Annotated in this window: 18 protein-coding genes; 13 read left to right on the top strand and 5 right to left on the bottom strand. The window is 58.0% G+C overall.

From position 1 onward, the window contains the following. The first annotated feature begins 172 nt into the window (after positions 1 to 172). Positions 173 to 850: an AroM family protein gene (locus tag ACT3IC_RS04375; protein WP_103178441.1), complete on the top strand. Its 678-nt coding sequence runs from the start codon at positions 173 to 175 to the stop codon at positions 848 to 850. A 72-nt stretch (positions 851 to 922) separates the two neighbouring features. Further along, on the top strand, positions 923 to 1,207 hold the full coding sequence (gene ppnP / locus ACT3IC_RS04370) for a pyrimidine/purine nucleoside phosphorylase (protein WP_103178442.1): 285 nt from the start codon (positions 923 to 925) through the stop codon (positions 1,205 to 1,207). A 45-nt stretch (positions 1,208 to 1,252) separates the two neighbouring features. On the opposite strand, the gene rdgC is transcribed toward ppnP, so the two are convergent. Further along, entirely contained in the window at positions 1,253 to 2,164 is a 912-nt protein-coding gene (rdgC, locus tag ACT3IC_RS04365) for a recombination-associated protein RdgC (RefSeq protein ID WP_156653981.1), read from the bottom strand. 124 nt (positions 2,165 to 2,288) lie between these two features. Between rdgC and mak the strand changes: the two genes are divergently transcribed. Further along, positions 2,289 to 3,194 (top strand): fructokinase, encoded by a 906-nt coding sequence (gene mak, locus ACT3IC_RS04360; protein WP_168192002.1) that lies wholly within the window; start codon positions 2,289 to 2,291, stop codon positions 3,192 to 3,194. A gap of 36 nt (positions 3,195 to 3,230) precedes the next feature. Here the strand turns inward: mak and sbcC are convergent, their stop codons facing one another. Continuing rightward, positions 3,231 to 6,362, bottom strand: coding sequence for an exonuclease subunit SbcC (gene sbcC / locus ACT3IC_RS04355; RefSeq protein WP_473476330.1), 3,132 nt, complete (start codon positions 6,360 to 6,362; stop codon positions 3,231 to 3,233). Further along, positions 6,359 to 7,564: an exonuclease subunit SbcD gene (gene sbcD, locus ACT3IC_RS04350; RefSeq protein ID WP_103178445.1), complete on the bottom strand. Its 1,206-nt coding sequence runs from the start codon at positions 7,562 to 7,564 to the stop codon at positions 6,359 to 6,361. The genes sbcC and sbcD overlap by 4 nt, the downstream gene beginning before the upstream one ends. 194 nt (positions 7,565 to 7,758) lie before the next feature. Here sbcD and phoB point away from each other — a divergent pair, with 194 nt between their 5' ends. The 7 genes from phoB (at position 7,759) to ACT3IC_RS04315 (ending at position 18,990) form a co-directional block, all read left to right on the top strand. Continuing rightward, positions 7,759 to 8,448 carry a phosphate response regulator transcription factor PhoB gene (gene phoB / locus ACT3IC_RS04345; protein WP_039031479.1) on the top strand — a complete coding sequence of 230 codons (690 nt, stop codon included), beginning with the start codon at positions 7,759 to 7,761 and terminating at the stop codon, positions 8,446 to 8,448. Positions 8,449 to 8,469: 21 nt separating this feature from the next. After that, the gene (phoR, locus tag ACT3IC_RS04340; protein ID WP_103178446.1) at positions 8,470 to 9,765 is read left to right on the top strand and encodes a phosphate regulon sensor histidine kinase PhoR; all 1,296 of its coding nucleotides are present in this window, start codon (positions 8,470 to 8,472) and stop codon (positions 9,763 to 9,765) included. Positions 9,766 to 10,174: 409 nt separating this feature from the next. Continuing rightward, positions 10,175 to 11,494, top strand: coding sequence for a branched-chain amino acid transporter carrier protein BrnQ (gene brnQ, locus ACT3IC_RS04335; protein ID WP_103178447.1), 1,320 nt, complete (start codon positions 10,175 to 10,177; stop codon positions 11,492 to 11,494). A 78-nt stretch (positions 11,495 to 11,572) separates the two neighbouring features. Beyond that, the gene (gene proY, locus ACT3IC_RS04330) at positions 11,573 to 12,946 is read left to right on the top strand and encodes a proline-specific permease ProY (RefSeq protein ID WP_103178448.1); all 1,374 of its coding nucleotides are present in this window, start codon (positions 11,573 to 11,575) and stop codon (positions 12,944 to 12,946) included. Positions 12,947 to 13,077: 131 nt separating this feature from the next. Further along, a complete protein-coding gene (gene malZ / locus ACT3IC_RS04325) occupies positions 13,078 to 14,895 on the top strand; it encodes a maltodextrin glucosidase (protein WP_103178449.1) in 1,818 nt (605 codons plus the stop codon). A gap of 91 nt (positions 14,896 to 14,986) precedes the next feature. Next, complete coding sequence (locus tag ACT3IC_RS04320) at positions 14,987 to 17,608, top strand: DUF2339 domain-containing protein (RefSeq protein WP_420193635.1); 2,622 nt, start codon at positions 14,987 to 14,989, stop codon at positions 17,606 to 17,608. Continuing rightward, on the top strand, positions 17,605 to 18,990 hold the full coding sequence (locus tag ACT3IC_RS04315; RefSeq protein WP_473476324.1) for a DUF3999 family protein: 1,386 nt from the start codon (positions 17,605 to 17,607) through the stop codon (positions 18,988 to 18,990). The genes ACT3IC_RS04320 and ACT3IC_RS04315 overlap by 4 nt, the downstream gene beginning before the upstream one ends. A gap of 43 nt (positions 18,991 to 19,033) precedes the next feature. On the opposite strand, the gene ACT3IC_RS04310 is transcribed toward ACT3IC_RS04315, so the two are convergent. Further along, positions 19,034 to 19,636 (bottom strand): peroxiredoxin, encoded by a 603-nt coding sequence (locus ACT3IC_RS04310; protein WP_040076949.1) that lies wholly within the window; start codon positions 19,634 to 19,636, stop codon positions 19,034 to 19,036. A gap of 127 nt (positions 19,637 to 19,763) precedes the next feature. Then, entirely contained in the window at positions 19,764 to 20,345 is a 582-nt protein-coding gene (gene acpH, locus ACT3IC_RS04305) for an ACP phosphodiesterase (protein WP_103178453.1), read from the bottom strand. A 92-nt stretch (positions 20,346 to 20,437) separates the two neighbouring features. Here acpH and queA point away from each other — a divergent pair, with 92 nt between their 5' ends. Genes queA through yajC form a run of 3 tightly spaced genes read left to right on the top strand, consistent with a single transcriptional unit; the run spans position 20,438 to position 23,044 of the window. Continuing rightward, positions 20,438 to 21,508, top strand: a complete 1,071-nt coding sequence (gene queA, locus ACT3IC_RS04300; RefSeq protein WP_156653987.1) for a tRNA preQ1(34) S-adenosylmethionine ribosyltransferase-isomerase QueA — start codon at positions 20,438 to 20,440, stop codon at positions 21,506 to 21,508. Between the two features lie 53 nt (positions 21,509 to 21,561). Beyond that, complete coding sequence (gene tgt / locus ACT3IC_RS04295) at positions 21,562 to 22,689, top strand: tRNA guanosine(34) transglycosylase Tgt (RefSeq protein WP_103178455.1); 1,128 nt, start codon at positions 21,562 to 21,564, stop codon at positions 22,687 to 22,689. A 22-nt stretch (positions 22,690 to 22,711) separates the two neighbouring features. After that, complete coding sequence (gene yajC, locus ACT3IC_RS04290) at positions 22,712 to 23,044, top strand: preprotein translocase subunit YajC (RefSeq protein WP_032616800.1); 333 nt, start codon at positions 22,712 to 22,714, stop codon at positions 23,042 to 23,044. The last annotated feature ends 19 nt before the right edge of the window (positions 23,045 to 23,063 follow it).

The following is a 23,063-nucleotide window of genomic DNA, read 5'->3' as shown; positions in this document are numbered from 1 at the left end:
AAACATTAAACGGAGGGTAATGTTCAGGTTTAACAGACACATTCTGTCAGGCACGTGGATCTTTACATTCCAGCGGTTGAATCTGCTGCTACGCTTTTCAGCACTTTTTCCTGAACAGCGAAGTGTGCCTGTATCTGTGTCACGGTAGTGGTTGTATAGAAAGGCGAGAACGATGAAGGCAACATTGGCGATCCTCACGATTGGGGTAGTCCCGGTAAGCGAAGTACTACCGCTCTTAACGGAGCATATTTCTGCGCAACAAATTACGCATCACAGTTTGCTCGGTACGCTGAGCCGGGAAGAGGTCATGGAAGACTACGCCCCTGAACCGGGCGAGGCGCAGCTGCCTACCCTGCTCAGCGACGGCGAGCTGGGAAACGTCTCGTTGCCGAAGATCGCGTGCGCCCTGCAAGGCGTGATCGAAGTGCTCGATAACCAGGGCTATGAGGTGATCCTGCTGATGAGCACCGCGCCCATCACTGGCCTCGTCGCCCGCAATGCAATTTTGCTTGAGCCGACGCGGATCATCCCGCCGCTGGTCGGATCGATTGTCGATGGCCATCAGGTGGGGGTGATCGTGCCGATCCCTGAGCTGATGGAGAACCAGTCCCGCAAATGGCAGTGCCTGGTTAAGGCGCCGCTGCTTGCTGTAGCCAATCCTTTCTGGGACAGCGAAGAGAAACTGATCGACGCCGGGCGCGATCTGCTGGCCCGCGGCGCAGATGTCCTGATGCTCGATTGTCTTGGTTTTCATCAACATCACCGTGATTTACTGCAAAAACACCTGGACGTGCCGGTGCTGTTATCAAACGTGCTGGTGGCCCGGCTGGCCTCGGAATTGCTGGTCTGATGATTTTGCGTGACAGGTACGGAGTGTCACCCCTATATTGGGTTGACAACCAACGACAATAAGGACCAGTCCATGCTTCAGACTAATGAATACTTTTCCGGTAAAGTGAAGTCCATCGGTTTTACCAGCAGCATTACTGGCCGCGCCAGTGTTGGCGTAATGGAAGAGGGGGAGTACGCCTTCGGTACCGCGCAGCCAGAAGAGATGACCGTGGTGAGCGGCTCGCTCAAAGTGTTACTGCCGGGGGAAACGGAGTGGAAAGTCTATAACCCGGGCGATGTTTTCAACGTGCCAGGCCACAGCGAATTCCATCTGCAGGTTGCGGAACCTGCCTCTTATCTGTGTCGTTATCTGTAAAAAAAAGAGCCGGGTTAACCCGGCTCCGATCTCTGGTATGAAGCATTAACGCTGTGCTTCGCCGCCCAATCCTTCTACTACGCTCTTAATCAACGCCGCCAGTTCACCCGTCATCAGAATGAAGTCAGCATCAAAACGCTGGGCATAGTCGTCCCGGTCGATATCGTCGTTCTGATCGCGCAGCTCGTCGGAAAACTTCAGACGCTTGATCGAGCCATCGTCACACATCATGAACTGAATGCGCTGCTGCCAGTCGAGGGCCAGCTTGGTCACCAGTTTGCCAGCTTCGATATGCACGGCGATCTCATCGCTGATCAGCTCCTGCTTCTTGGCGCGGATCACGCCCCCATCTTCCAGGATCGCTTTCAGCTCGGCTTCGTCCAGCAGTTGGAAGCCCTGCGGGACATTGTTGCCCCGTACCCACTCGGTGAGGGTCAGCTCGATCGGGTTTTCCATCGTCAGCGGCACCACCGGCAGCGAACCGAGGCTTTTACGCAGTAACGCCAGAGTATCTTCTGCTTTTTTGGCGCTGGCGCAGTCGACCATAATCAGGCCGTTAACCGTGTCGATCCACATCATTGTCTGGCTGAAGCGGCTAAAGGCGCGCGGCAGCAGGGAGTGCAGCACTTCGTCTTTCAGCGAATCTTTCTCAGTTTTTTTCAGCTTACGGCCCTGTTCGGCTTCCAGCTTAAAAATTTTGGCTTCCAGCGCCTGCTTCACCACTGGCGTCGGCAGGATCTTCTCTTCCTTACGCGCGCAGATGATGATTTGACCATTGGTAGTGTGGGTCAGCGCATCGCTCTGTGATCCCATAGGCGGAACCCATCCGGTTTTGGCCATATCCTGGCTGCCACACGGGGTAAATGCGTAAAGGTCTAACTGTTTTTCCATCTCGTCTGCACGCAGTTCGATATCGCGGCTGAGACGGTAAACCATCAAATTTTTGAACCACAGCATGATAATTTCCACGGTCTTGTCGTTTAATTCAGCGGGCATGATAGCGAATTGTCGCATCGCTTGCATTGCTAATCGGGTAGCAGGCTTCTACTCTGTTGATAATCAAAATAATGAGGAACGTTCTGTGCGAATTGGTATTGATCTCGGCGGCACGAAAACAGAAGTCATTGCCCTTGGCGAGCAGGGGGAGCAGCTGTTCCGCCATCGCCTCCCTACCCCGCGTGACGACTACCGGCAGACCATTGAAACCATCGCTACTCTGGTGGAGATGGCCGAAAAGGCCACCGGCCAGACCGGCACGGTCGGTATGGGGATCCCGGGGTCGATTTCGCCCTATACCGGGGTGGTGAAAAACGCCAACTCGACCTGGCTTAACGGCCAGCCTTTTGACCGCGATTTAAGCCAGCGCCTGAACCGTGAAGTCCGGCTGGCCAACGACGCCAACTGCCTGGCGGTGTCAGAGGCCATCGACGGCGCCGCGGCGGGGGCACAGACCGTATTTGCGGTGATCATCGGTACCGGCTGCGGCGCAGGCGTGGCCTTTGGCGGGCGCGCCCATATTGGCGGCAACGGCACGGCTGGCGAGTGGGGACACAATCCGCTGCCGTGGATGGATGAAGACGAACTGAAGTACCGCGCTGAAGTGCCGTGCTACTGCGGCAAACAGGGCTGTATCGAGACCTTTATCTCCGGCACCGGCTTCGCCACCGATTACCGTCGTCTGAGCGGGCATCCGCTAAAAGGCAACGAGATCATGCGTCTGGTGGAAGAGCAGGATGCCGTCGCGGAGCTGGCGCTCAGCCGCTATGAAATGCGGCTGGCGAAGTCGCTGGCGCACGTGGTGAACATTCTCGACCCGGATGTGATCGTCCTGGGCGGCGGCATGAGCAACGTTGACCGTCTCTATAGCACCGTTCCCCAGCTGGTGAAGCAGTGGGTGTTTGGCGGCGAATGCGAAACCCCGATCCGTAAAGCGGTGCACGGCGACTCCAGCGGCGTACGCGGCGCAGCCTGGCTGTGGCCAAACTGACAGGGCAAAAGCCGGGTGACGCGTAGCGCTCCCGGCTTACAAAACAGCAAACTCTTTATCCAGCCTGCTGTACCCCAGCCCGTTAATCTTCTTCACTTTGATCTGCACCGGGATGCGCTCCTTCATCGCCTCGACGTGGCTGATCACCCCAATGGTTTTGCCGCTGGCATTCAGCGCATCCAGCGCGTCCAGGGCGGTATCCAGCGTTTCGCTGTCCAGGGTGCCGAAGCCCTCGTCGAGGAACAGCGAATCAATTTGCGTTTTGTGGCTCACCAGGTCGGAAAGCGCCAGCGCCAGCGCCAGGCTTACCAGAAAACTTTCGCCGCCGGAGAGGGTGCGGGTATCGCGCACGGCATCCGCCTGCCAGGTATCCATCACCTCCAGCTCCAGCGCGTCGCTGGCCTTGCGTTGCAGCAGGTAGCGGCCATGCAGACGCATCAGCTGCTGGTTGGCGAGCCATACCAGGTTGTCGAGAGTTAAGCCCTGGGCAAACTTACGGAAGCGATCCCCCTCTTTGGAACCGATCAGCGCATTAAGATAACCCCAGTCATCCGCCAGGCGGGCCGCCTCCTCAATTTGTTGCATCAGTGCCTGCTGGTGCTGGCGATTGTCGCTGTCCTGTTTAAGCTGCTGGCGGATCTCCCCCTGGCGGGTGGTGTTTTCCCGCAGTTTCAGGCCGAGCTGCTGAAGCTGTTCCTGCAGGGCCGGCGCGTCCGTCGTCAGGCCCGCCGGACGTTGTTCCAGATGTTCGTTCAGTCGTTGACCGGCCTGCTGAAGCAGGGCCGTGGTCTGCTGGATCTGATTCTCCAGAGTCTGTTTCAACTGCTCCAGACGCCGAACCGTATCGCCATCCAGCAGGGCCGCCAGAAATGTCTCCCGATCGCTAAAGATGCTGGCAGCCAGCGCGGCGGCAAACTGCGCCTGCGATTGTTGTAAACGTTCGCTTTCCAGCGTGTACTGCTGCTGCAGCGTGGCGAGCTGGCTTTGCAGGGAGACGCACTCGGTATGGATTTCGCGCCAGTTATCCGGGATCGCACTTTCCACCTGCGTGGAATCCGTTGCCGGAAGGGTCTCCAGCAGCGGTGCCAGGGCGGTGATGCGCTCCCGCAGGGCGCTGTGCTGAGTCTGCCGCTCCTGCCAGGCCAGCGACTCTTTTTCCCGTTCCGCAAGCCAGGCCGACTCGGTACCGTCCTCCGGTGCCGCCAGCGACAGGGCATGAAGCGTTTGCGCCATAGCCGTGCGCGTCGCCAGAAGCTGCTGCTGGTAAAGCTGAAGCTGGGCTTCCTCTTCACTCAGCTGGCTTTGCAGGGTCAGGCGTTGGCTCAGCTGGTAAAGCTGCTGTTCGTACTGCTCCTGTTTAGCCAGCCATGGGGCGATGTCGTCCTGAATGTTCAACTGCACAGAGAGGGTTTCACACACCGCATTCCACTCTTTAGTGAGCGCTTGCTCATCCTGAAAGAGCGTCTGCGCTTCGCTTGTTTCGCGCTGAAGCTGGCTGTTTAGCGCATTTACCTGCCCCAGAACCAGCAGGCCTTCCTCTTTGAGTGCGGCGACCTCCTTTTCCATCGCATCCCGGCGGCGCTGGTTTCCGGTGAGCGCCAGGGCCTGGTATTGGGCAATGGCCGGATGTTCGGTAGAGCCGCAGAGCAGGCAGGGCTTTCCGGCCTCCAGTTCCGCCCGGTAGCTCTCCAGCTTCTTAATCTTCTCTTCCTGCTCACATAAGGTTTTGAGATCGAGATAGTGCTGGTTTTTCTCTTTGTACTGCTGGCGGCGTAGCGTCAGGGTTTCGTTCAGTTTTGCCAGCTCGGCCTGGGCCTTTTGCACGCTTTCGCGAGTCTGCCGCGATCGCTGTTGCAGAGGCTGATAGCGGGCATGCAGGGTAGTCAGGCGCTGGCGTGCCGCGCGGGACTGCGTCTGGAGTGCCATCTCGCTGGCGGTCTGTTCTGCGGTAAGCGTCAGAGCGCTCTCCGGTAATCCCGCCAGCTTCTGGCGTAACGCCGTGATACGCCCGGTCAGCGTCGCGATCTGGGTTTTATCGCGATTAAGCTGGGCGAAGTGGGCGCGCCAGCCTGCAATCTCCTGGCCCCACTGGCGGAAGCGGTCGTGGTTGGTAAGCCACTGGGTGAGTGCAGCCAGCTCGGTTTGCAGCCTGTCGTGCGTGCGCAGCGCCCCGTTACGAATGCCTGAACGCAGCGCCGTACTGGACTGTAAGCGAGTATTCACATCCAGCATCTGCTGTTCCGTCTGCGAAAGCTGGGCAAGCTGCTCCTGCTGCCGCTCCCAGTGCGGGCGCAGCAGGGCCGCAGGCTGGGCGAGATGCAGTTTTTCCAGCTCCGGCGTGGCGTCCGTCAGGGCCTGCTGCGCCTGTTGCTGCGCGGCCTTCGATCGCTGTTGCTCCCGCACCAGCTCATCGTGGCGGGTAAGCCACTGATAATCTTTCTGGAGTCCCTGCTGCTGCGCCAGCAGTTGCGCTTCTTCGTCAGTAAGTACCTGCAAACCTTGCTGAAGCTGCTGTAGCTGCTCTTCGCTGAGCAACACCACGCCGGCCGCCTGGGCCTGGCGCTTCTCCAGCTCGCTGCGTGCCGCCTTATGTTTTTCAAACACCATGGCGGAGATCTGGCCGTAGATTTCCGTGCCGGTCAGCTCCTCGAGCAGTTCGGCGCGCTCTTTCGGTTTGGCGTTCAGAAAGGCGGCGAATTGCCCCTGGGATAAGAGCATCGAGCGGGTAAAGCGGTCATAGTCCAGCCCGGTCAGAGAGGCAACCAGCTCCAGCTTGTCCTTCACTTTATCTGCGAGGATCTTCCCGTCCTTGCACTGGGCGAGCTCCACGCGGGGCACCTGCAGGTTGCCGTCCGGCTGGTTGCGCGCCCGGTTCTGGCTCCAGAACGCACGATAAGCTACCCCTTTGACTTCAAACTCGACCTCGGCGAGGCACTCAGCGGTGTCGCGGGTCATCAGATCGTTTTGCGATTGCGAGACCGTATTCAGGCGCGGCGTCTCGTGGTAAAGCGCCAGGCAGATGGCATCCAGCAGGGTGGTTTTCCCGGCGCCGGTTGGGCCGGTGATAGCAAACAGGCCATTGCTGAGGAAGGGTTCGGCGGTAAAGTCGATTTTCCATTCGCCCTTGAGCGAGTTAAGGTTTTTCAGGCGCAGGCTAAGAATTTTCATGCCTCATCCTCTTCATTGCTGAGGGCGTGGATCGTGTGGCTGAACAGCTCGTTTAGCCGGGCCCGCTGGGTATCATCCAGGGTTTCCTGGGCGAGTCGGCGCTCAAAAACCTCCTCAACCCGCAGCTCGCTGAGGGTTTCACGCAGGTTGCTGGCAAGGCTTCTCTCGCGCTGCTCGCGACTGCGCCGCACCAGCAGGACCTCTACCGGCAGATCGTCCGTCAGCTGCTGGATCTTACGCTGCATATCGTGCAGGTACTCCTCGGTGGTGAGTTCGATATCCAGCCAGACGGGAGGCGTCTGCTCCACGCCGCGCCACTGCTCAAGCTGGGCGGTGATCGCCGCCAGATCGCCCTTCAGCACCGCCAGCGGCTGGGTAATGGGCACCTCAAGCGATTCGACGCTGCTGAGCTTGCCCTGGTCGAAACTCACCAGATGAACGCATTTGCTTTTGCCGGTTTCATCAAAGCTGAGGGGAATAGGGGAGCCGCAGTAGCGGATATGTTCGCAACCGCCAATCATCTGCGCCCGGTGGATATGGCCCAGCGCTATATAGTCAGCGGCCGGGAAGTGCTGCGCGGGAAACGCATCCAGCGTACCGATATAGATGTCACGTACCGCGTCACTTTTACTGGCGCCGACGGTGGTGAGATGCCCGGTGGCGATAATCGGCAGTACGCTGTCGCCGCGAAGCGCGCAGGCCTGGGTATATTGCTCGGCATAATAGTGGGTAATGGCCTGCAACAGCTGCTGCTGTTTCTCAAGCCCGGAGAGGCCCGCCTGGCTTCGCACCACGTCCCGGGGACGTAAAAACGGGATCGGGCAGAGTACCGCGCCGGGGGTGCCGTCGCGTCGGGTCAGAATTTGCGGCCCATGTCCGGCGCTGGCGACCACGGTGGTGTTGAGAAACGCCAGAATCTCACGGGATTCGTTCAGCGTGGCGACGGAATCATGGTTGCCGGCCACAATCACCAGATGGCAGCCGGTTTTTTGCAGATTGACCACGAAACGGTTATAGAGCTCGCGCGCGTAGCTGGGCGGCGAGCCGGTATCAAAAATATCCCCGGCCACGAGGATGGCATCCACGTCATGCGATTGCGCCATCTCAAGCAGCCAGTTGAGAAACGCTTCATGTTCGGTGGCGCGGCTTTTACTGTAAAAATTTTGTCCCAGGTGCCAGTCCGAGGTGTGAAGTATGCGCATAACAGATCCGTGGCAAAAAATGGTTAGCGGGATTATAAACTTTCAGGGGGAGGAAGATAACCGCTACAATCGGGGCTGCCATAAAACAACGGCTTGCCTTTATGAGCGGGCGCGTTTTTCATAAATCTGTCATAAATCTGACGCATAATGACGCCGTATTACAAACATGTAACCTTAATAAGACAGGGCTAAGTATGGCGAGACGTATTCTGGTCGTAGAAGATGAAGCACCCATTCGCGAAATGGTCTGTTTCGTGCTCGAACAAAATGGCTTTCAACCGATAGAGGCCGAAGATTACGACAGCGCGGTGAACCAGCTCAACGAACCCTGGCCCGATCTGATCCTGCTCGACTGGATGCTGCCTGGCGGCTCTGGCCTGCAATTCATCAAACATATTAAACGTGAAGCGTTAACCCGCGATATTCCGGTGATGATGTTAACGGCCCGCGGCGAAGAGGAAGATCGCGTTCGCGGTCTGGAGACCGGCGCGGATGACTACATTACCAAACCGTTTTCCCCGAAAGAGCTGGTGGCGCGCATTAAAGCCGTAATGCGCCGTATTTCACCGATGGCGGTGGAAGAGGTGATTGAGATGCAGGGGCTGAGTCTGGACCCTACCTCGCACCGCGTGATGACCGGTGAAAATCCCCTCGATATGGGACCAACGGAATTCAAACTGTTGCACTTTTTCATGACCCACCCGGAACGCGTCTATAGCCGCGAGCAGTTGCTCAACAATGTCTGGGGCACTAACGTCTATGTGGAAGATCGCACGGTTGATGTTCATATCCGCCGTTTGCGCAAGGCACTTGAAACCAGCGGTCACGATCGCATGGTGCAGACCGTCCGCGGCACGGGTTATCGTTTCTCAACCCGTTTCTGAACAATGACAGGAGTGTGACGCGTGCTGGAACGGCTGTCATGGAAAAGGCTCTGTTTTGAACTGATACTCTGCTGTATTCCGGCCCTGATCCTCGGGGCCGTAATCGGTTATTTACCCTGGTTTTTGCTGGCGGCAGTCACGGGATTGCTGATCTGGCACTTCTGGAATTTGCTCCGCCTCTCATGGTGGCTATGGGTTGACAGAAGTATGACCCCGCCGCCAGGAAGCGGCAGCTGGGAACCCCTCCTGTATGGCCTGCACCAGATGCAGATGCGTAATAAAAAACGCCGACGCGAGCTGGGCAGCCTGATCAAACGCTTTCGCAGCGGCGCCGAATCGCTGCCGGATGCGGTGGTATTGACCACCGAAGAGGGGGCGATGTTCTGGTGTAACGGACTGGCGCAGCAGTTGCTGGGCCTGCGCTGGCCGGATGATAACGGGCAGAATATCCTCAACCTCCTGCGTTATCCGGAGTTCGCCCAGTATCTGAAAAAACGCGATTTTACCCGCCCGCACAATCTGGTCATGAACAACGGTCGCCATCTGGAGATCCGCGTGATGCCCTACAGCGACCAGCAGTGGCTGATGGTGGCGCGGGATGTGACGCAAATGCACCAGCTTGAAGGGGCGCGGCGCAATTTCTTCGCCAACGTCAGCCACGAGCTGCGCACCCCGCTGACGGTATTGCAGGGCTATCTGGAGATGATGCAGGAGCAGACGCTGGAAGGCGCGCCGCGGGAAAAAGCGCTGCACACCATGCGCGAGCAGACGCAGCGCATGGAAGGGCTGGTGAAGCAGCTGCTGACCCTCTCCCGCATTGAAGCGGCGCCAACCCTGGCGCTGAATGAAACCATCGATGTGCCGATGATGCTGCGGATGCTGGAGCGCGAAGCGCAGACCTTAAGCCAGCAGCAGCACCAGCTTACCTTCGAGGTGGATAACAGCCTCAAAGTACGCGGCAGTACCGACGAGCTGCGCAGCGCCATCTCTAACCTGGTCTATAACGCGGTGAATCATACCCCGCCCGGCACCCACATCACCGTGCGCTGGCAGCATGCGCCAACGGGAGCGGAGTTCAGCGTGGAAGACGATGGTCCCGGTATCGGCCCGGAGCATATTCCGCGTCTTACCGAGCGTTTTTACCGGGTGGATAAGGCGCGCTCCCGGCAGACGGGGGGCAGTGGCCTGGGGCTGGCGATTGTTAAACACGCCATTAATCACCACGACAGCCGCCTGGATATCGTCAGTACGCCGGGGAAAAGTACGCGTTTTAGCTTTGTGATCCCGGAACGTTTGATTGCCAGTAACAGCGCCTGACAGCGTCACTGTAATCAGAAATTGCCACAGGCCAGCCAATGCTGGCCTGTTTGCTTTGCAGTTCAGCGAAGCGCGAATAAATATTATACGCCTGTTGCTTTTTTGTTCGCATGATTAGCCATGAGTTTTTCTTATAAATGGTTTATTATCCCACTTCTAACTTTCGAGTTGGCATATTGTTCTGGTTTTGAGATCCCATATTGCCTTTAAACGTTATAAGCGTTTAAATTGCCACCCTGATATCGTCGGACAGACTGTATTTGCGTGGTAAATCGAAAAACTATTCTTCTCCACGCCGGTAGGGAAGCATTTCCCGCTGAGGTTGCACATTTTTTCCGCTGTTTTGTTCCGCAACGGATAGCGAAAAATTCAACGTTTTCAACACCACATCCACAGGCAGTAAGGTTTTATGACCCATCAATTGAAATCGCGCGACATCATCGCGCTGGGCTTTATGACATTTGCGCTGTTCGTTGGCGCTGGCAACATCATCTTTCCTCCAATGGTTGGCTTACAGGCGGGTGAACACGTCTGGACGGCGGCTATTGGTTTCCTGATTACTGCCGTGGGTCTACCGGTGTTGACCGTGGTTGCGCTGGCGAAAGTCGGCGGCGGTGTCGATAGCCTGAGCACCCCTATCGGGAAAGTCGCAGGTATTCTGCTGGCAACCGTCTGCTATCTGGCCGTCGGCCCGCTGTTTGCCACCCCGCGTACCGCGACCGTCTCCTTTGAAGTGGGTATCGCTCCGCTGACCGGCGACGGCGCTATGCCGCTGTTGATCTATAGCCTCATCTACTTTGCTCTGGTGATTCTGGTCTCCCTCTATCCGGGCAAGCTGCTGGATACCGTGGGTAACTTCCTCGCGCCGCTGAAAATCGTGGCCCTGATTGTGCTGGCCGTGGCTGCCGTTATCTGGCCTGCCGGCCCGATCAGCGATGCAATGGACGCCTACAAAAATGCCGCGTTCTCTAACGGCTTTGTGAACGGCTACCTGACCATGGATACCCTGGGCGCGATGGTGTTTGGTATCGTCATTGTGAACGCCGCCCGTTCCCGCGGCGTGACCGAAGCGCGTCTGCTGACCCGCTACACCATCTGGGCGGGTCTGATTGCGGGCGTAGGCCTGACATTGCTCTATCTGGCGTTGTTCCGTCTGGGTTCTGACAGCGCGGCCCTGGTAGACCAGAGCGCAAACGGCGCGGCTATCCTGCATGCCTATGTTCAGAACACCTTCGGCGGTTCGGGGAGCTTCCTGCTGGCGATCCTGATCTTCCTGGCCTGTCTGGTGACGGCGGTGGGCCTGACCTGCGCCTGCGCCGAGTTCTTTGCCCAGTATCTGCCGCTCTCTTATCGTACGCTGGTGTTCATCCTCGGTATCTTCTCCATGGCGGTCTCTAACCTCGGTCTGAGCCACCTGATCCAGGTCTCCATTCCGGTACTGACGGCCATCTACCCGCCGTGTATCGTGCTGGTGGTGCTGAGCTTCACCCGTGGTTGGTGGAATAATTCTTCCCGAATTATTGCCCCGGCCATGTTTATTAGCCTGCTTTTTGGTATCCTTGACGGCATCAAAGCATCGGCTATTGGCGATACGCTCCCTGCCTGGACACAGCGTCTGCCGCTGTCCGAACAGGGCCTGGCCTGGTTGATGCCTACCGTTGTTGCACTGGTTCTGGCCGTAATCTGGGATCGTGCTGCGGGGCGTCGGGTAACGTCGAACGCGCACTAATCAACGGATAAATGTTCAACCACGGGGCTTATGGCCCCGTGGTTTTTTGTTTTTTTTGTGTTGAATGGCAAGACGTAAATGGAAAGCTCTAACAAACTGAAGCGGGGCCTTACCGCCCGCCACATCCGCTTTATGGCGCTGGGTTCTGCGATCGGTACTGGTCTTTTTTATGGCTCGGCAGATGCCATCAAAATGGCCGGTCCCAGCGTTTTGCTGGCGTATCTTATCGGCGGTGTTGCCGCCTACATCATCATGCGCGCGCTGGGGGAGATGTCCGTTCATAACCCCTCAGCCAGCTCCTTCTCCCGCTATGCGCAAGACAACTTAGGCCCACTGGCGGGCTATATCACCGGCTGGACCTACTGTTTCGAAATCCTGATTGTCGCCATTGCCGACGTAACGGCCTTCGGCATCTATATGGGCGTCTGGTTCCCGGCGGTCCCGCACTGGATCTGGGTGCTCAGCGTGGTGCTGATCATCTGCGCCATCAACCTGATGAGCGTGAAGGTGTTTGGCGAACTGGAGTTCTGGTTCTCCTTCTTTAAAGTGGCCACCATCATCATCATGATTGCCGCCGGTATTGGCATCATTATCTGGGGTATCGGCAACGGCGGCGAACCAACCGGCATCCATAACCTGTGGAGTAACGGCGGCTTCTTCAGTAACGGCTGGATAGGCATGGTGATGTCGCTGCAGATGGTGATGTTTGCCTACGGCGGGATCGAAATTATCGGTATCACCGCCGGGGAAGCGAAAGATCCGGAGAAGTCTATTCCGCGCGCCATTAATTCGGTACCGATGCGTATCCTGGTCTTCTACGTGGGCACGCTGTTTGTGATCATGTCCATCTATCCGTGGAACCAGGTGGGCACGAACGGTAGCCCGTTTGTGCTGACCTTCCAGCATCTGGGGATCACCTTCGCCGCCAGTATTCTGAACTTCGTGGTGCTCACCGCATCGCTCTCCGCTATCAATGCCGACGTGTTCGGCGTGGGGCGTATGCTGCATGGTATGGCCGAGCAGGGCAGTGCGCCGAAGGCCTTCGCCAAAACCTCCAGCCGCGGTACGCCGTGGGTGACGGTGCTGGTGATGACCGTGGCGCTGCTGCTGTCGGTCTATCTCAACTACATCATGCCGGAGAATGTCTTCCTGGTGATCGCGTCGCTGGCGACCTTTGCCACCGTCTGGGTCTGGATGATGATTCTGATGTCGCAGATTGGCTTCCGTCGCCGTCTGTCGCCTGAAGAGGTAAAAGCGTTGAAGTTTAAAGTGCCGGGCGGCGTGGCAACTACCGTTGCTGGCCTGATCTTCCTGGTCTTTATTATCGGCCTGATTGGTTACCACCCGGAAACCCGCATCTCGTTGTATGTCGGCTTTGCGTGGATTGCGCTATTGCTGGTGGGGTGGGTCTTTAAACGCCGCCGCGAGCGCCAGTTAGCAGAAGCTCAGTAACCGAAATGCCCGGCAAACGCCGGGCATTTTTCTCCTCCCCCTTTCTCCTCCCCCAATAAATCTCTCCATGAGGAGGGAACATCAACTACCCTGTGGCAAGGTGGCCTCATTTCTGGGAAAGGGGATAAAAGATGTTGAATGCATGGCACCTGCCGGTTGCCCCATTTGTTAAACAAAACAACGACAAACTTGTCATTACCCTGTGGCTGACAGGGGAAAACCTGCCTGAGCGGGTGACGCTACGCGCTGAATTCGATAACGAAGAGACCTCGCTGCCGATGCATAAGCAGCGCAGCCAGCCGCAGCCCGGCGTGACGGCCTGGCGGGCGACCATTGACACGACGAAAGGGCAGCCGCGGCACCGCTACAGCTTCAAAATGCTCTGGCATAACCGCCAGCTGTGGTTCACCCCGCAGGGCTTTAGCCGCTTTCCTCCCGCCCGGCTGGAGCAGTTCGCCATTGATTACCCGGATGCCGGGCCGCAGTGGGTGGTGGAGCAGGTCTTCTATCAGATCTTCCCGGACCGCTTTGCCCGCAGCCAGCGGCGCAACCCAGAGCTGGACAAAACGTATTATCACCATGCCGCAGGCCATGAGACGATTTTCCGCGCGTGGGACGAACCGGTCACCGCCCAGGCGGGGGGCTCCACCTTTTACGGCGGGGATCTCGACGGCATTAGCGAAAAGCTGCCCTGGCTGAAAAAACTCGGCGTCACGGCACTCTATCTCAATCCGGTGTTTGTCGCCCCCAGTGTGCATAAATACGACACCGAAGATTACCGCCACGTGGATGAGCGGTTTGGCGGCGACGAGGCGCTGTTACGCCTGCGGGAAAATACCCAACGGGAGGGGATGCGCCTGATTCTGGACGGGGTGTTTAACCACAGCGGGGACTCCCACGCCTGGTTTGATCGCCACAACCGCGGAACCGGCGGCGCCTGCCATAACCCGGACTCGCCCCACCGCGACTGGTACAGCTTTGACGACGAGGGCCGCGCCCTCGACTGGCTGGGCTATGCCAGCCTGCCGAAGCTCGATTATCAGTCGTCAGGGGTGGTGAACGAGATCTACGGCGGCGAGGAGAGTATTGTTCGTCACTGGCTGAAAGCGCCGTGGAGTATGGACGGCTGGCGGCTGGATGTGGTGCATATGCTCGGGGAAGAGGGTGGGGCGCGCCATAATCTACAGCATGTCACCGGGATCACCCGTTCGGCGAAGCTGGCCAATCCGGAGGCCTTCGTCTTTGGCGAGCATTTTGGCGACGCTCGCCAGTGGTTGCAGGCCGACGCGGAAGATTCGGCGATGAACTACCGCGGCTTCACCTTCCCGCTGTGGGGCTTCCTTGCCAACACCGACATCTCCTACGATCCGCAGCACATCGACGCTGAAACCTGCGTGAAATGGATGGATAACTACCGCGCCAGCCTGTCCCATCAGCAGCAGCTACGCATGTTTAACCAGCTCGACAGCCATGACACCGCCCGCTTTAAGTCGCTGCTCGGTAAGGATGTCGCCCGCCTGCCGCTGGCGGTCACCTGGCTGTTTACCTGGCCTGGGGTGCCCTGTATCTATTACGGCGATGAGGTGGGGCTCGACGGCAACAATGACCCCTTCTGCCGTAAGACCTTCCCATGGGAGGCTGAAAAGCAGGACCAGACGCTACTGGCGCTCTATCAGCGGCTGATTAAGCTGCGCAAGCAGAGCCAGGCCCTGCGCTACGGCGGCTGTCAGGTGGTCTACGCCCACGACAACGTGGTGGTGTTTATGCGCGTCTACAACCAGCAGCGGGTGCTGGTGGCGATTAACCGGGGCGATGCCTGCGAAGTGGTGATAGATGACTCGCCGCTGCTCAACGTCAAACAGTGGCAGCTGAAAGAGGGGAAAGGGGTGGCGCAGGAGGGCGTACTGTCGCTACCGGCGATCTCCGCCTCGGTCTGGTTCGGCAGTTAATGTCGGGCGGGACGGTTTCCACCTTTTAAGATGGCGTAAATGCAACGATTTGTGTCAATCTTAACGGATCGTTAACGGTGAAGGTGGAAACATGGACGAGCTTTACATCTTTGGCTGTATATTCCTGATTTTTGCGCTGGTGGTTGCGCCCGTGCTTGCGGTTATCGGCTTTAATCGAAGCACGGCGGCGAAACAGGAGATCGCCAGGCTTCGCCAGCGCATTGAGGCACTTGAGCAGCGCGGCGTGGCGGAGAAAGCGCCGGAGCCTGAACAGGCCGCTGCGCCGGTGGTCGTGGCTGAGCCGGTGGTTGATGACGCGCCCGCGCCTGTCGACCTCTGGCGCCCGGATATTCCCGCTGCCGCGGCAGAACCCGCAACCGCTCCGGCTCCTGCGCCCGCGGCAAAACAGCCTTCTGCCTTTGGCGGCATACTGACGTCGCTGGTGCGCTGGTTTATGCAGGGGAACCCGCTGGCGAAGCTTGGCATCCTGCTGCTCTTTCTCGGTCTTTCATTCCTCCTGCGCTATACCGTAGAGCACTCCCTGTTCCCGCTTGAGCTTCGCCTGGCCGCGACGGCGCTGTTTGCCATGGTTCTGCTGGCTCTCGGGTGGCGACTGCGGCACAGACAGCGCATCTATTCGCTGATCCTCCAGGGAGGGGCGGCAGGCATCCTCTATCTGACCGTCTTTGGCGCCTTCCGGCTCTGGCAGATGTTACCGATGACGCTGACCTTTGCGCTGCTGGTGGTCATTTGCGCGGCGAGCGTCGGGCTGGCGGTGCTGCAGAGGGCGCTGAGCCTCGCTATGCTGGCGAGTCTCGGTGGATATCTTGCGCCGCTGCTGTTGTCTACCGGAGGCGGCAGCTTTGTGGCGCTCTTCTCTTTCTACCTCCTGCTTTCCATCGGCATTCTCGCTATCAGCATCTGGCAGCACTGGCGCGAGCTGAATCTGCTCGGGCTGCTGTTTACATTCGGCGTGGGCGGCCTTTGGGGACTGAACGACTACCGGCCTGAAGACTATGGGGTCTGCCAGCTGTTCCTGATTGCCAATACGCTGATATTCGGCGTGCTGAGCGTGGCGCTGTCGCTGCGGGCGCAGGAGAAAGGGAAGCAAATTATTGACGGCGTGCTGCTGTTTGCTCCGCCGCTGGTTGGTTTTGGAATGCAGTACGGCATGACTCAGCACTGGACCTACGGCCCGGCGCTCAGCGCGCTGGGGTACGGTGCCTTTTACCTCTCGCTGGCGTTCCTCGCCCTGCGGCGCTATCCCTCCCTCGGACGGCCGCTGGTCATGGCGGCGCTGGCGATCGGCGGCGGGTTTGCCACGCTCGCTATTCCGCTGGCGCTGTCGGCGCGCTGGACGGCGATGGCCTGGGCGCTGGAGGGGCTGGGCATCCTCTGGCTGGGCGTGCAACAGCAGCAGCGACGTATGAGCTATAGTGGGACGGCGCTGCTGGTGCTGGCGCTGGGTAGCGCGCTGTGGGCGCAAACGAACGGTGTGACATCGCTGAGCCTGCTGCTTATCTTCGCCGTCCTCAGCCTTTGCTGGCTGGCTGCGGCCTGGCTGTGGCGGGAAATCGTTCTGCCCGTCAGTTGGGTACTGCTGGCAGGCGGGCTGCTGTTCTGGATAGTGGCGCTGCTGGGGGCGTCACAGCTGATGCTGAAGCAGGAATTATCTGTTCTGGCAGGCGTGCTGGCGCTCTCGGCCGTCTCGGTCTGGGGCTGGCGGCAGGCTGCCGCTCATCTGGCGTGGCCAGAGCTGGATGCCAGCAAATGGCTGCTGTGGCCGCTGATGCTGCTGATGGTGGGGTATCAGCTCTGGCATCAGCAGGTCTTTGCCGCCGGCTGGTCAAACCTGGCCTGGTGCGTTGCGCTTCCTGCCGCGCTGATGCTGCTGCGGCGTGACGGTGAAAGGCTCCTGCCGCGCATCGCGATGGGGCTGCATCTGTCGCTGTTCTGGATGATTTTACTGGCGCTGGCCGCCGAGCTTTACTGGTTTGCCCGGTCGCTGCCGTGGGGAATGGCGGCCTGGGGCAGTGGACTGGCGATGGCAGCAGGTGGCGGTTTGATTATGGCGCTCTCTGCGGCGGTACGGCGTCGCGGGTGGCCGTTCCGGGAATGGCCTGCGCTTTACACCTGCCTGGCGCCGATCCCTGTTGTCGTGGCGCTGTTGGTGTTGTTGGTCGTGACCAATTTCCAGGACGGCGTGGTCTATCGCCAGACCTGGCTACCGCTGGTGAACCCGCTTGAGGAAGGTGCCGCGTTCGCGTTGCTGGGGCTGGTGGTCTTTTATCGCGCGGTGGATCGCTACTACCCCGCGTTGCTTTCGCAGGCCCGCCCGTGGCCTGCCGTCGCGCTTATGGCGTTTGGCTTCTGGTGGCTTAACGGTGCGCTAATGCGCGCGCTGGCCTGGTATGGCGACGTGGCCTGGAATATGGCATCGCTGTGGGATTCCCGGCTTGTCCAGACCTGTTTTGCCCTGTTCTGGATGCTGAGCGCGCTGGTGGTCATGATCCATGCTACCCGTCGGGCTTCCCGGCAGGAGTGGCTCTGCGGCGCTGTGCTGCTGGGTGTCGTGATGGTTAAACTGATGCTGGTAGATAGCGAGGGCGGAGGCGGGCTGTCGCGCGCGGTGGCGTTTATCGGCGTGGCGATCCTGGTACTGATCGTAGGTTATTTCTCACCGCTGCCGCCCAAAACAGGAGATGAAAAATGAAATGGATGAAAGCGGTAGCGTGTAGCGCGCTGCTGGTGCTTTCCGGCCCGGCGTTTTGCGACGGGGTACAAACGGAATCGCCCCGGGACTATGCCTTTGGTCGTTCACTGGATACCTCCGTCCCTTCCCAGTGGTATCGGGTGATGCTGCCGCTTGCCGTCTATGAGCAGAGCACGTCACCCGATCTGCATGATGTCCGCGTCTTTAACCAGTCAGGCGAGCCGGTTCCCTTCAGCCTGGTCACCGCGACGCCTCCCAAGGCGTCAGTGCAATCCACACCACTTCGCTTCTTTCATCTGGACGCCTCGCCGCTTGCACCTGCGCGAGGGGATGAGGATAGCGATAAAATCCTGCTCCGCTCCCGAAACGGCGTAGAGATTGTGCTCGAGGGGCAAAAAGCCGCCGCAGCCGGGCAACATTATCTGCTGACCTTGCCGGAGCAGGCTACGGGCGAGATAAGCCTGTCCCAGTTGCAGCTGCTCTGGAATACCCCCCAGACGTCCTGGCAGGGAACGGCGTCGGTTTATTACAGCGAGGATCTTAAGCAGTGGTATACCCTGCGCGAAGAGATGCCCTTGCTGGACGTGGTCAGCGGCCAGGATCGCCTTAAGCTCGACCGGATCGATACCGATATGGTTTTATCTCCCGATGCGAATCGCTATCTCATGGTGGTGCTGAATACGCAGAGCCAGGAGATAACCCTGACCGGCGTAAACGCAATTCGCGCACCTGCGCAGGCGGCCCCGGAAGAGATCAGCCTGGAGGGGGAAGGGGAGCAGTTATCGACAAGTGAAGTCCAGTGGCACTGGTCGCGACCGCAGCCGCTGAGTGCTGTCACTATCTCACTGAATGGCGACGGCGTCCTACCCGTAGAGATAGCGTGGCGGAGTACGGAGAAGGACAAATGGCACCCGCTGAAAAAAGAGATCCTTTACCGTCTGGAAGGGAAAATGTCTCCACCGGTTTCGCTTAACGGGGGCCTGGTGCAGGCGGTAAAAATCACGACGCTGAATGCGCGTTTGCCAGAATACCTGCCGAGCGTCATGGGGCATCGCGACCGCTATGACCTGGTGTTCAACGCACAGGGGAAAGCGCCGTATGTGCTCGCCTGGGGCAATGGGGCGGCAAAGCCTGCCAGCGTGGAGCCCGACATGCTGATCCCTGCTGACCTGCGTAAAACCTATGATATGGCAAACCTGCCGCAGGCTGACATTCAGGATAATGTCGCGTTAGGCGGCGAGGAGCGTCTGACCGCTACCTCCGCGGCCGAGCGGGAGAGCAGGATGAATACGCTGCTGGTGTGGGGCGTGCTGATTGCGGGCGTGATTTTGCTGGCAGGTATGGCCTGGCGCATCTGGCGGGAGACACAGCGTAAGGCATAAAAAAAGGCCCGCATAAGCGGGCCTTTTTCGTAAACCGTGCCAATTACAGGCTGGATACGTTCTCAGACAGGTATTTAGCAACGCCGTCTGGAGACGCGTTCATACCTTCTTTACCTTTTTCCCACTGAGCCGGGCACACTTCACCGTGCTCTTCGTGGAACTGCAGCGCATCAACCATACGCAGCATTTCGTCGATGTTACGACCCAGCGGCAGATCGTTCACGACCTGGTGACGCACGATGCCGTTCGCGTCGATCAGGAAGGAGCCACGCAGGGCAACGCCCGCGTCCGGATGTTCGATACCGTAAGCCTGCTGAATCTCACGTTTGATGTCCGCAACCATCGCGTATTTCACTGGACCGATGCCGCCGTTGTCGACAGGGGTATTACGCCATGCGTTGTGTACAAACTCAGAGTCGAAGGAGACGCCAACCACTTCTACGCCACGCTTCTGGAACTCTTCGTAACGCTTGTCGAACGCGATCAGCTCAGACGGGCAAACGAAGGTGAAGTCCATTGGCCAGAAGAACAGAACGGTGGCTTTACCGTTGGTATGCTGTTTGAAGTTGAAGTTCTCAACGATTTCACCGTTGCCCAGAACTGCTGCAGCTGTAAAATCCGGAGCCGGACGAGTTACCAGAACCATATGATTCTCCTGTAGATACTAAGGTTATTTAGAACGCAACGCGGGCCAGTATAGAGAGTGTTTGTCCTAAAGACAAAGAGGCGTTGACAATCGTTAACCCAGCTTTTACCTATCAATCACATTTATATTAAAGCTGCTTATGTTTCGCCTGTTCCATCATGCGGGGATAAAACTGCCAGAAGCGCTGCTCCAGGGCCTCATAATGGGCATCCAGATCCTGCCAGGAGTCGCGCAGGGCATCGAGACGCGGACGTCGGCTGGCCATGCCGTTGAGCACCCGCTGGATGAAGTCCATTTCGCTATAGCGTTCGAGCCAGCGCTCTGACCACAGGTAATCATTCAGATTAACAAAGCGCGGCGGGGCGTCCGGCAGAATGATCGTCACCTGGGCGTGGGCATAGCGCACGAACGCTGGCAGCGGCATCTCGGGTGAGAGCTGTTCCCAGTGGCGGGAGACAAAGTGATCCCACATCACATCCAGCGTAATGGGCGCCACGCGGCGGGTCTCCGGGCGGAACCACTCCTTTGCCTCTTTGACCTCGGGCAGGTTGTCAGTGAGGACATCAATCCGGCGGTGCATGAAGATGCCTTCCACCACGTCGGCGGGATACGCCTCGGCGGGGTTACCGCGGACGAAGTCGGCCAGCAAGTTGCCGGAAAGGGAGCTGTCAGCGAGATGAGCGAGGTGCAGGTGAGCGAGAAAATTCATGCGATTCGTTATCCGAAGCGAGGCTAGTTGTTGCAGCAAAGAGGTGTGAGCACTAGACTAAGCCGCCTGTTTTTAAGTCACGAGTATATGCCATGCGCGTCGCCGATTTCTCTTTTGATTTACCCGAGTCCCTGATTGCCCACTATCCTGTGCCGGAGCGCAGTAGCTGCCGCTTATTGTCGCTGGATGGGCCGACGGGTGCGCTGACGCACGGAACCTTCACCGATCTGCTCGACAAGCTCAACCCGGGCGACCTGCTGGTGTTCAACAACACCCGCGTGATCCCGGCCCGTCTGTTTGGCCGTAAAGCCAGCGGCGGCAAAATTGAAGTGCTGGTCGAAAGAATGCTCGATGATAAACGTATTCTGGCACATATTCGCGCTTCCAAGGCACCGAAGCCGGGTACGGAGCTGCTGCTGGGGGATGACGAGAGCATCAATGCCACCATGGTGGCGCGCCACGATGCGCTCTTTGAAGTGCAGTTCAACGATGAGCGTCCGGTACTGGATATCCTCAACAGCATCGGCCACATGCCGCTGCCGCCGTACATTGAGCGGCCGGACGAAGAGGCCGACCGCGAGCTCTATCAGACCGTCTATAGCCAGAAGCCTGGCGCAGTCGCGGCACCGACCGCGGGCCTGCACTTTGATGAACCGCTGCTGGAAAAACTGCGCGCAAAAGGCATTGAGATGGCGTTTGTCACGCTGCACGTCGGCGCGGGTACTTTCCAGCCGGTGCGCGTGGACAGTATCGAAGATCACATCATGCACTCCGAATATGCCGAGGTGCCGCAGGAGGTTGTGGACGCGGTGATGGCGGCCAAAGCGCGCGGTAACCGCGTCGTAGCTGTGGGCACCACCTCGGTTCGCTCGCTGGAAAGCGCAGCCCAGGCCGCGAAAGATGCGCTGATCGCCCCTTTCTTCGACGATACCCAAATCTTCATCTATCCGGGTTATCAATATCAGGTGATCGACGCGCTGGTGACCAACTTCCATCTGCCGGAGTCGACCCTGATCATGCTGGTTTCAGCCTTTGCGGGTTATCAAAACACCATGAACGCCTACAAGGCTGCGGTAGAACAAAAATATCGCTTTTTTAGTTACGGTGACGCGATGTTTATCACGTACAATCCGCAGGCTTTGAATGAACGTGTCGGGGAATAAGTCCGCGGCACTGGTTTAACGCGCCGGACTGTTTTTCTGGTGCAGGAGAAAAAATGAAATTTGAACTCGATACCACCGACGGTCGCGCTCGCCGTGGCCGCCTGGTGTTTGATCGCGGCGTAGTAGAAACGCCCGCTTTTATGCCTGTGGGCACTTACGGCACCGTAAAAGGGATGACGCCGGAAGAAGTCGAAGCCACTGGCGCGCAAATTATCCTCGGTAACACCTTCCACCTGTGGCTGCGTCCTGGTCAGGAGATCATGAAGCTGCACGGGGATCTGCATGACTTTATGCAGTGGAAAGGACCGATCCTGACCGACTCCGGCGGTTTCCAGGTCTTCAGCCTGGGTGATATCCGCAAGATCACCGAAGAGGGTGTGCATTTCCGCAACCCGATTAACGGCGACCCGATTTTCCTCGATCCTGAAAAATCAATGGAGATTCAGTACGATCTCGGCTCCGATATCGTGATGATCTTCGACGAATGTACGCCATACCCGGCGGACTGGGACTACGCCAAGCGCTCGATGGAGATGTCGCTGCGTTGGGCGAAGCGCAGCCGCGACCGTTTTGATAGCCTGGGCAATAAAAATGCGCTGTTTGGCATTATTCAGGGCAGCGTTTACGAAGATTTACGCGATATCTCTGTTAAAGGTCTGGTAGAGATAGGTTTTGATGGCTACGCTGTCGGCGGTCTGGCTGTAGGGGAGCCGAAGGAAGATATGCACCGTATTCTGGAGCATGTTTGCCCGCAAATTCCAACAGATAAACCTCGATACCTGATGGGCGTCGGTAAACCAGAAGATCTGGTTGAAGGCGTACGTCGCGGCATTGATATGTTCGACTGCGTTATGCCGACCCGCAACGCCCGTAATGGTCACCTGTTTGTGACCGATGGCGTGGTAAAAATCCGTAATGCGAAGCATAAAAGCGACACCAGCCCACTCGATGCCGAGTGCGATTGCTATACCTGTCGCAATTATTCTCGTGCCTATTTGCATCATCTTGATCGTTGTAATGAAATATTAGGCGCGCGTCTCAACACGATTCATAACCTTCGCTATTACCAGCGCTTAATGGCTGGTTTACGCAAGGCTATTGAAGAGGGTAAATTAGAGAGCTTCGTGACCGATTTTTACCAACGACAGGGTCGGGATGTTCCACCTTTGAACGTTGATTAATTTATTTAATGAGGGAAATTTAATGAGCTTTTTTATTTCTGATGCGGTAGCGGCAACAGGTGCACCGGCGCAGGGCAGCCCGATGTCTCTGATTCTGATGCTGGTGGTGTTCGGTCTGATCTTCTATTTCATGATCCTGCGTCCACAGCAGAAGCGCACCAAAGAGCACAAAAAGCTGATGGACTCCATCGCGAAAGGCGATGAAGTTCTGACTAACGGTGGTCTGGTAGGTCGCGTAAGCAAAGTCGCTGATAACGGCTATATCGTTATCGCACTGAACGATACCACTGAAGTGGTTATCAAACGTGACTTCGTTGCTGCCGTTCTGCCGAAAGGCACCATGAAGGCGCTGTAATTAACTTTTCCCAAAGGGA

The sequence above is a fragment of the Leclercia sp. GHBNCSD genome, from assembly GCF_055805075.1.
The sequence above is the reverse complement of the archived record's forward strand: the minus strand, read 5'-3'. Positions and strand labels throughout refer to the sequence as shown.

Excerpts from the sequence above, each read along its gene's own strand:
- phoB (WP_039031479.1), top strand. The coding sequence starts at position 7,759 with ATGGCGAGACGTATTCTGGTCGTAGAAGATGAAGCACCCATTCGCGAA.
- brnQ (WP_103178447.1), top strand. The coding sequence starts at position 10,175 with ATGACCCATCAATTGAAATCGCGCGACATCATCGCGCTGGGCTTTATG.
- sbcD (WP_103178445.1), bottom strand. The coding sequence starts at position 7,564 with ATGCGCATACTTCACACCTCGGACTGGCACCTGGGACAAAATTTTTAC.
- ACT3IC_RS04310 (WP_040076949.1), bottom strand. The coding sequence starts at position 19,636 with ATGGTTCTGGTAACTCGTCCGGCTCCGGATTTTACAGCTGCAGCAGTT.
- ACT3IC_RS04320 (WP_420193635.1), top strand. The coding sequence starts at position 14,987 with ATGGACGAGCTTTACATCTTTGGCTGTATATTCCTGATTTTTGCGCTG.
- ppnP (WP_103178442.1), top strand. The coding sequence starts at position 923 with ATGCTTCAGACTAATGAATACTTTTCCGGTAAAGTGAAGTCCATCGGT.
- tgt (WP_103178455.1), top strand. The coding sequence starts at position 21,562 with ATGAAATTTGAACTCGATACCACCGACGGTCGCGCTCGCCGTGGCCGC.
- rdgC (WP_156653981.1), bottom strand. The coding sequence starts at position 2,164 with ATGCTGTGGTTCAAAAATTTGATGGTTTACCGTCTCAGCCGCGATATC.
- sbcC (WP_473476330.1), bottom strand. The coding sequence starts at position 6,362 with ATGAAAATTCTTAGCCTGCGCCTGAAAAACCTTAACTCGCTCAAGGGC.
- yajC (WP_032616800.1), top strand. The coding sequence starts at position 22,712 with ATGAGCTTTTTTATTTCTGATGCGGTAGCGGCAACAGGTGCACCGGCG.
- ACT3IC_RS04375 (WP_103178441.1), top strand. The coding sequence starts at position 173 with ATGAAGGCAACATTGGCGATCCTCACGATTGGGGTAGTCCCGGTAAGC.
- proY (WP_103178448.1), top strand. The coding sequence starts at position 11,573 with ATGGAAAGCTCTAACAAACTGAAGCGGGGCCTTACCGCCCGCCACATC.
- acpH (WP_103178453.1), bottom strand. The coding sequence starts at position 20,345 with ATGAATTTTCTCGCTCACCTGCACCTCGCTCATCTCGCTGACAGCTCC.
- queA (WP_156653987.1), top strand. The coding sequence starts at position 20,438 with ATGCGCGTCGCCGATTTCTCTTTTGATTTACCCGAGTCCCTGATTGCC.
- malZ (WP_103178449.1), top strand. The coding sequence starts at position 13,078 with ATGTTGAATGCATGGCACCTGCCGGTTGCCCCATTTGTTAAACAAAAC.
- ACT3IC_RS04315 (WP_473476324.1), top strand. The coding sequence starts at position 17,605 with ATGAAATGGATGAAAGCGGTAGCGTGTAGCGCGCTGCTGGTGCTTTCC.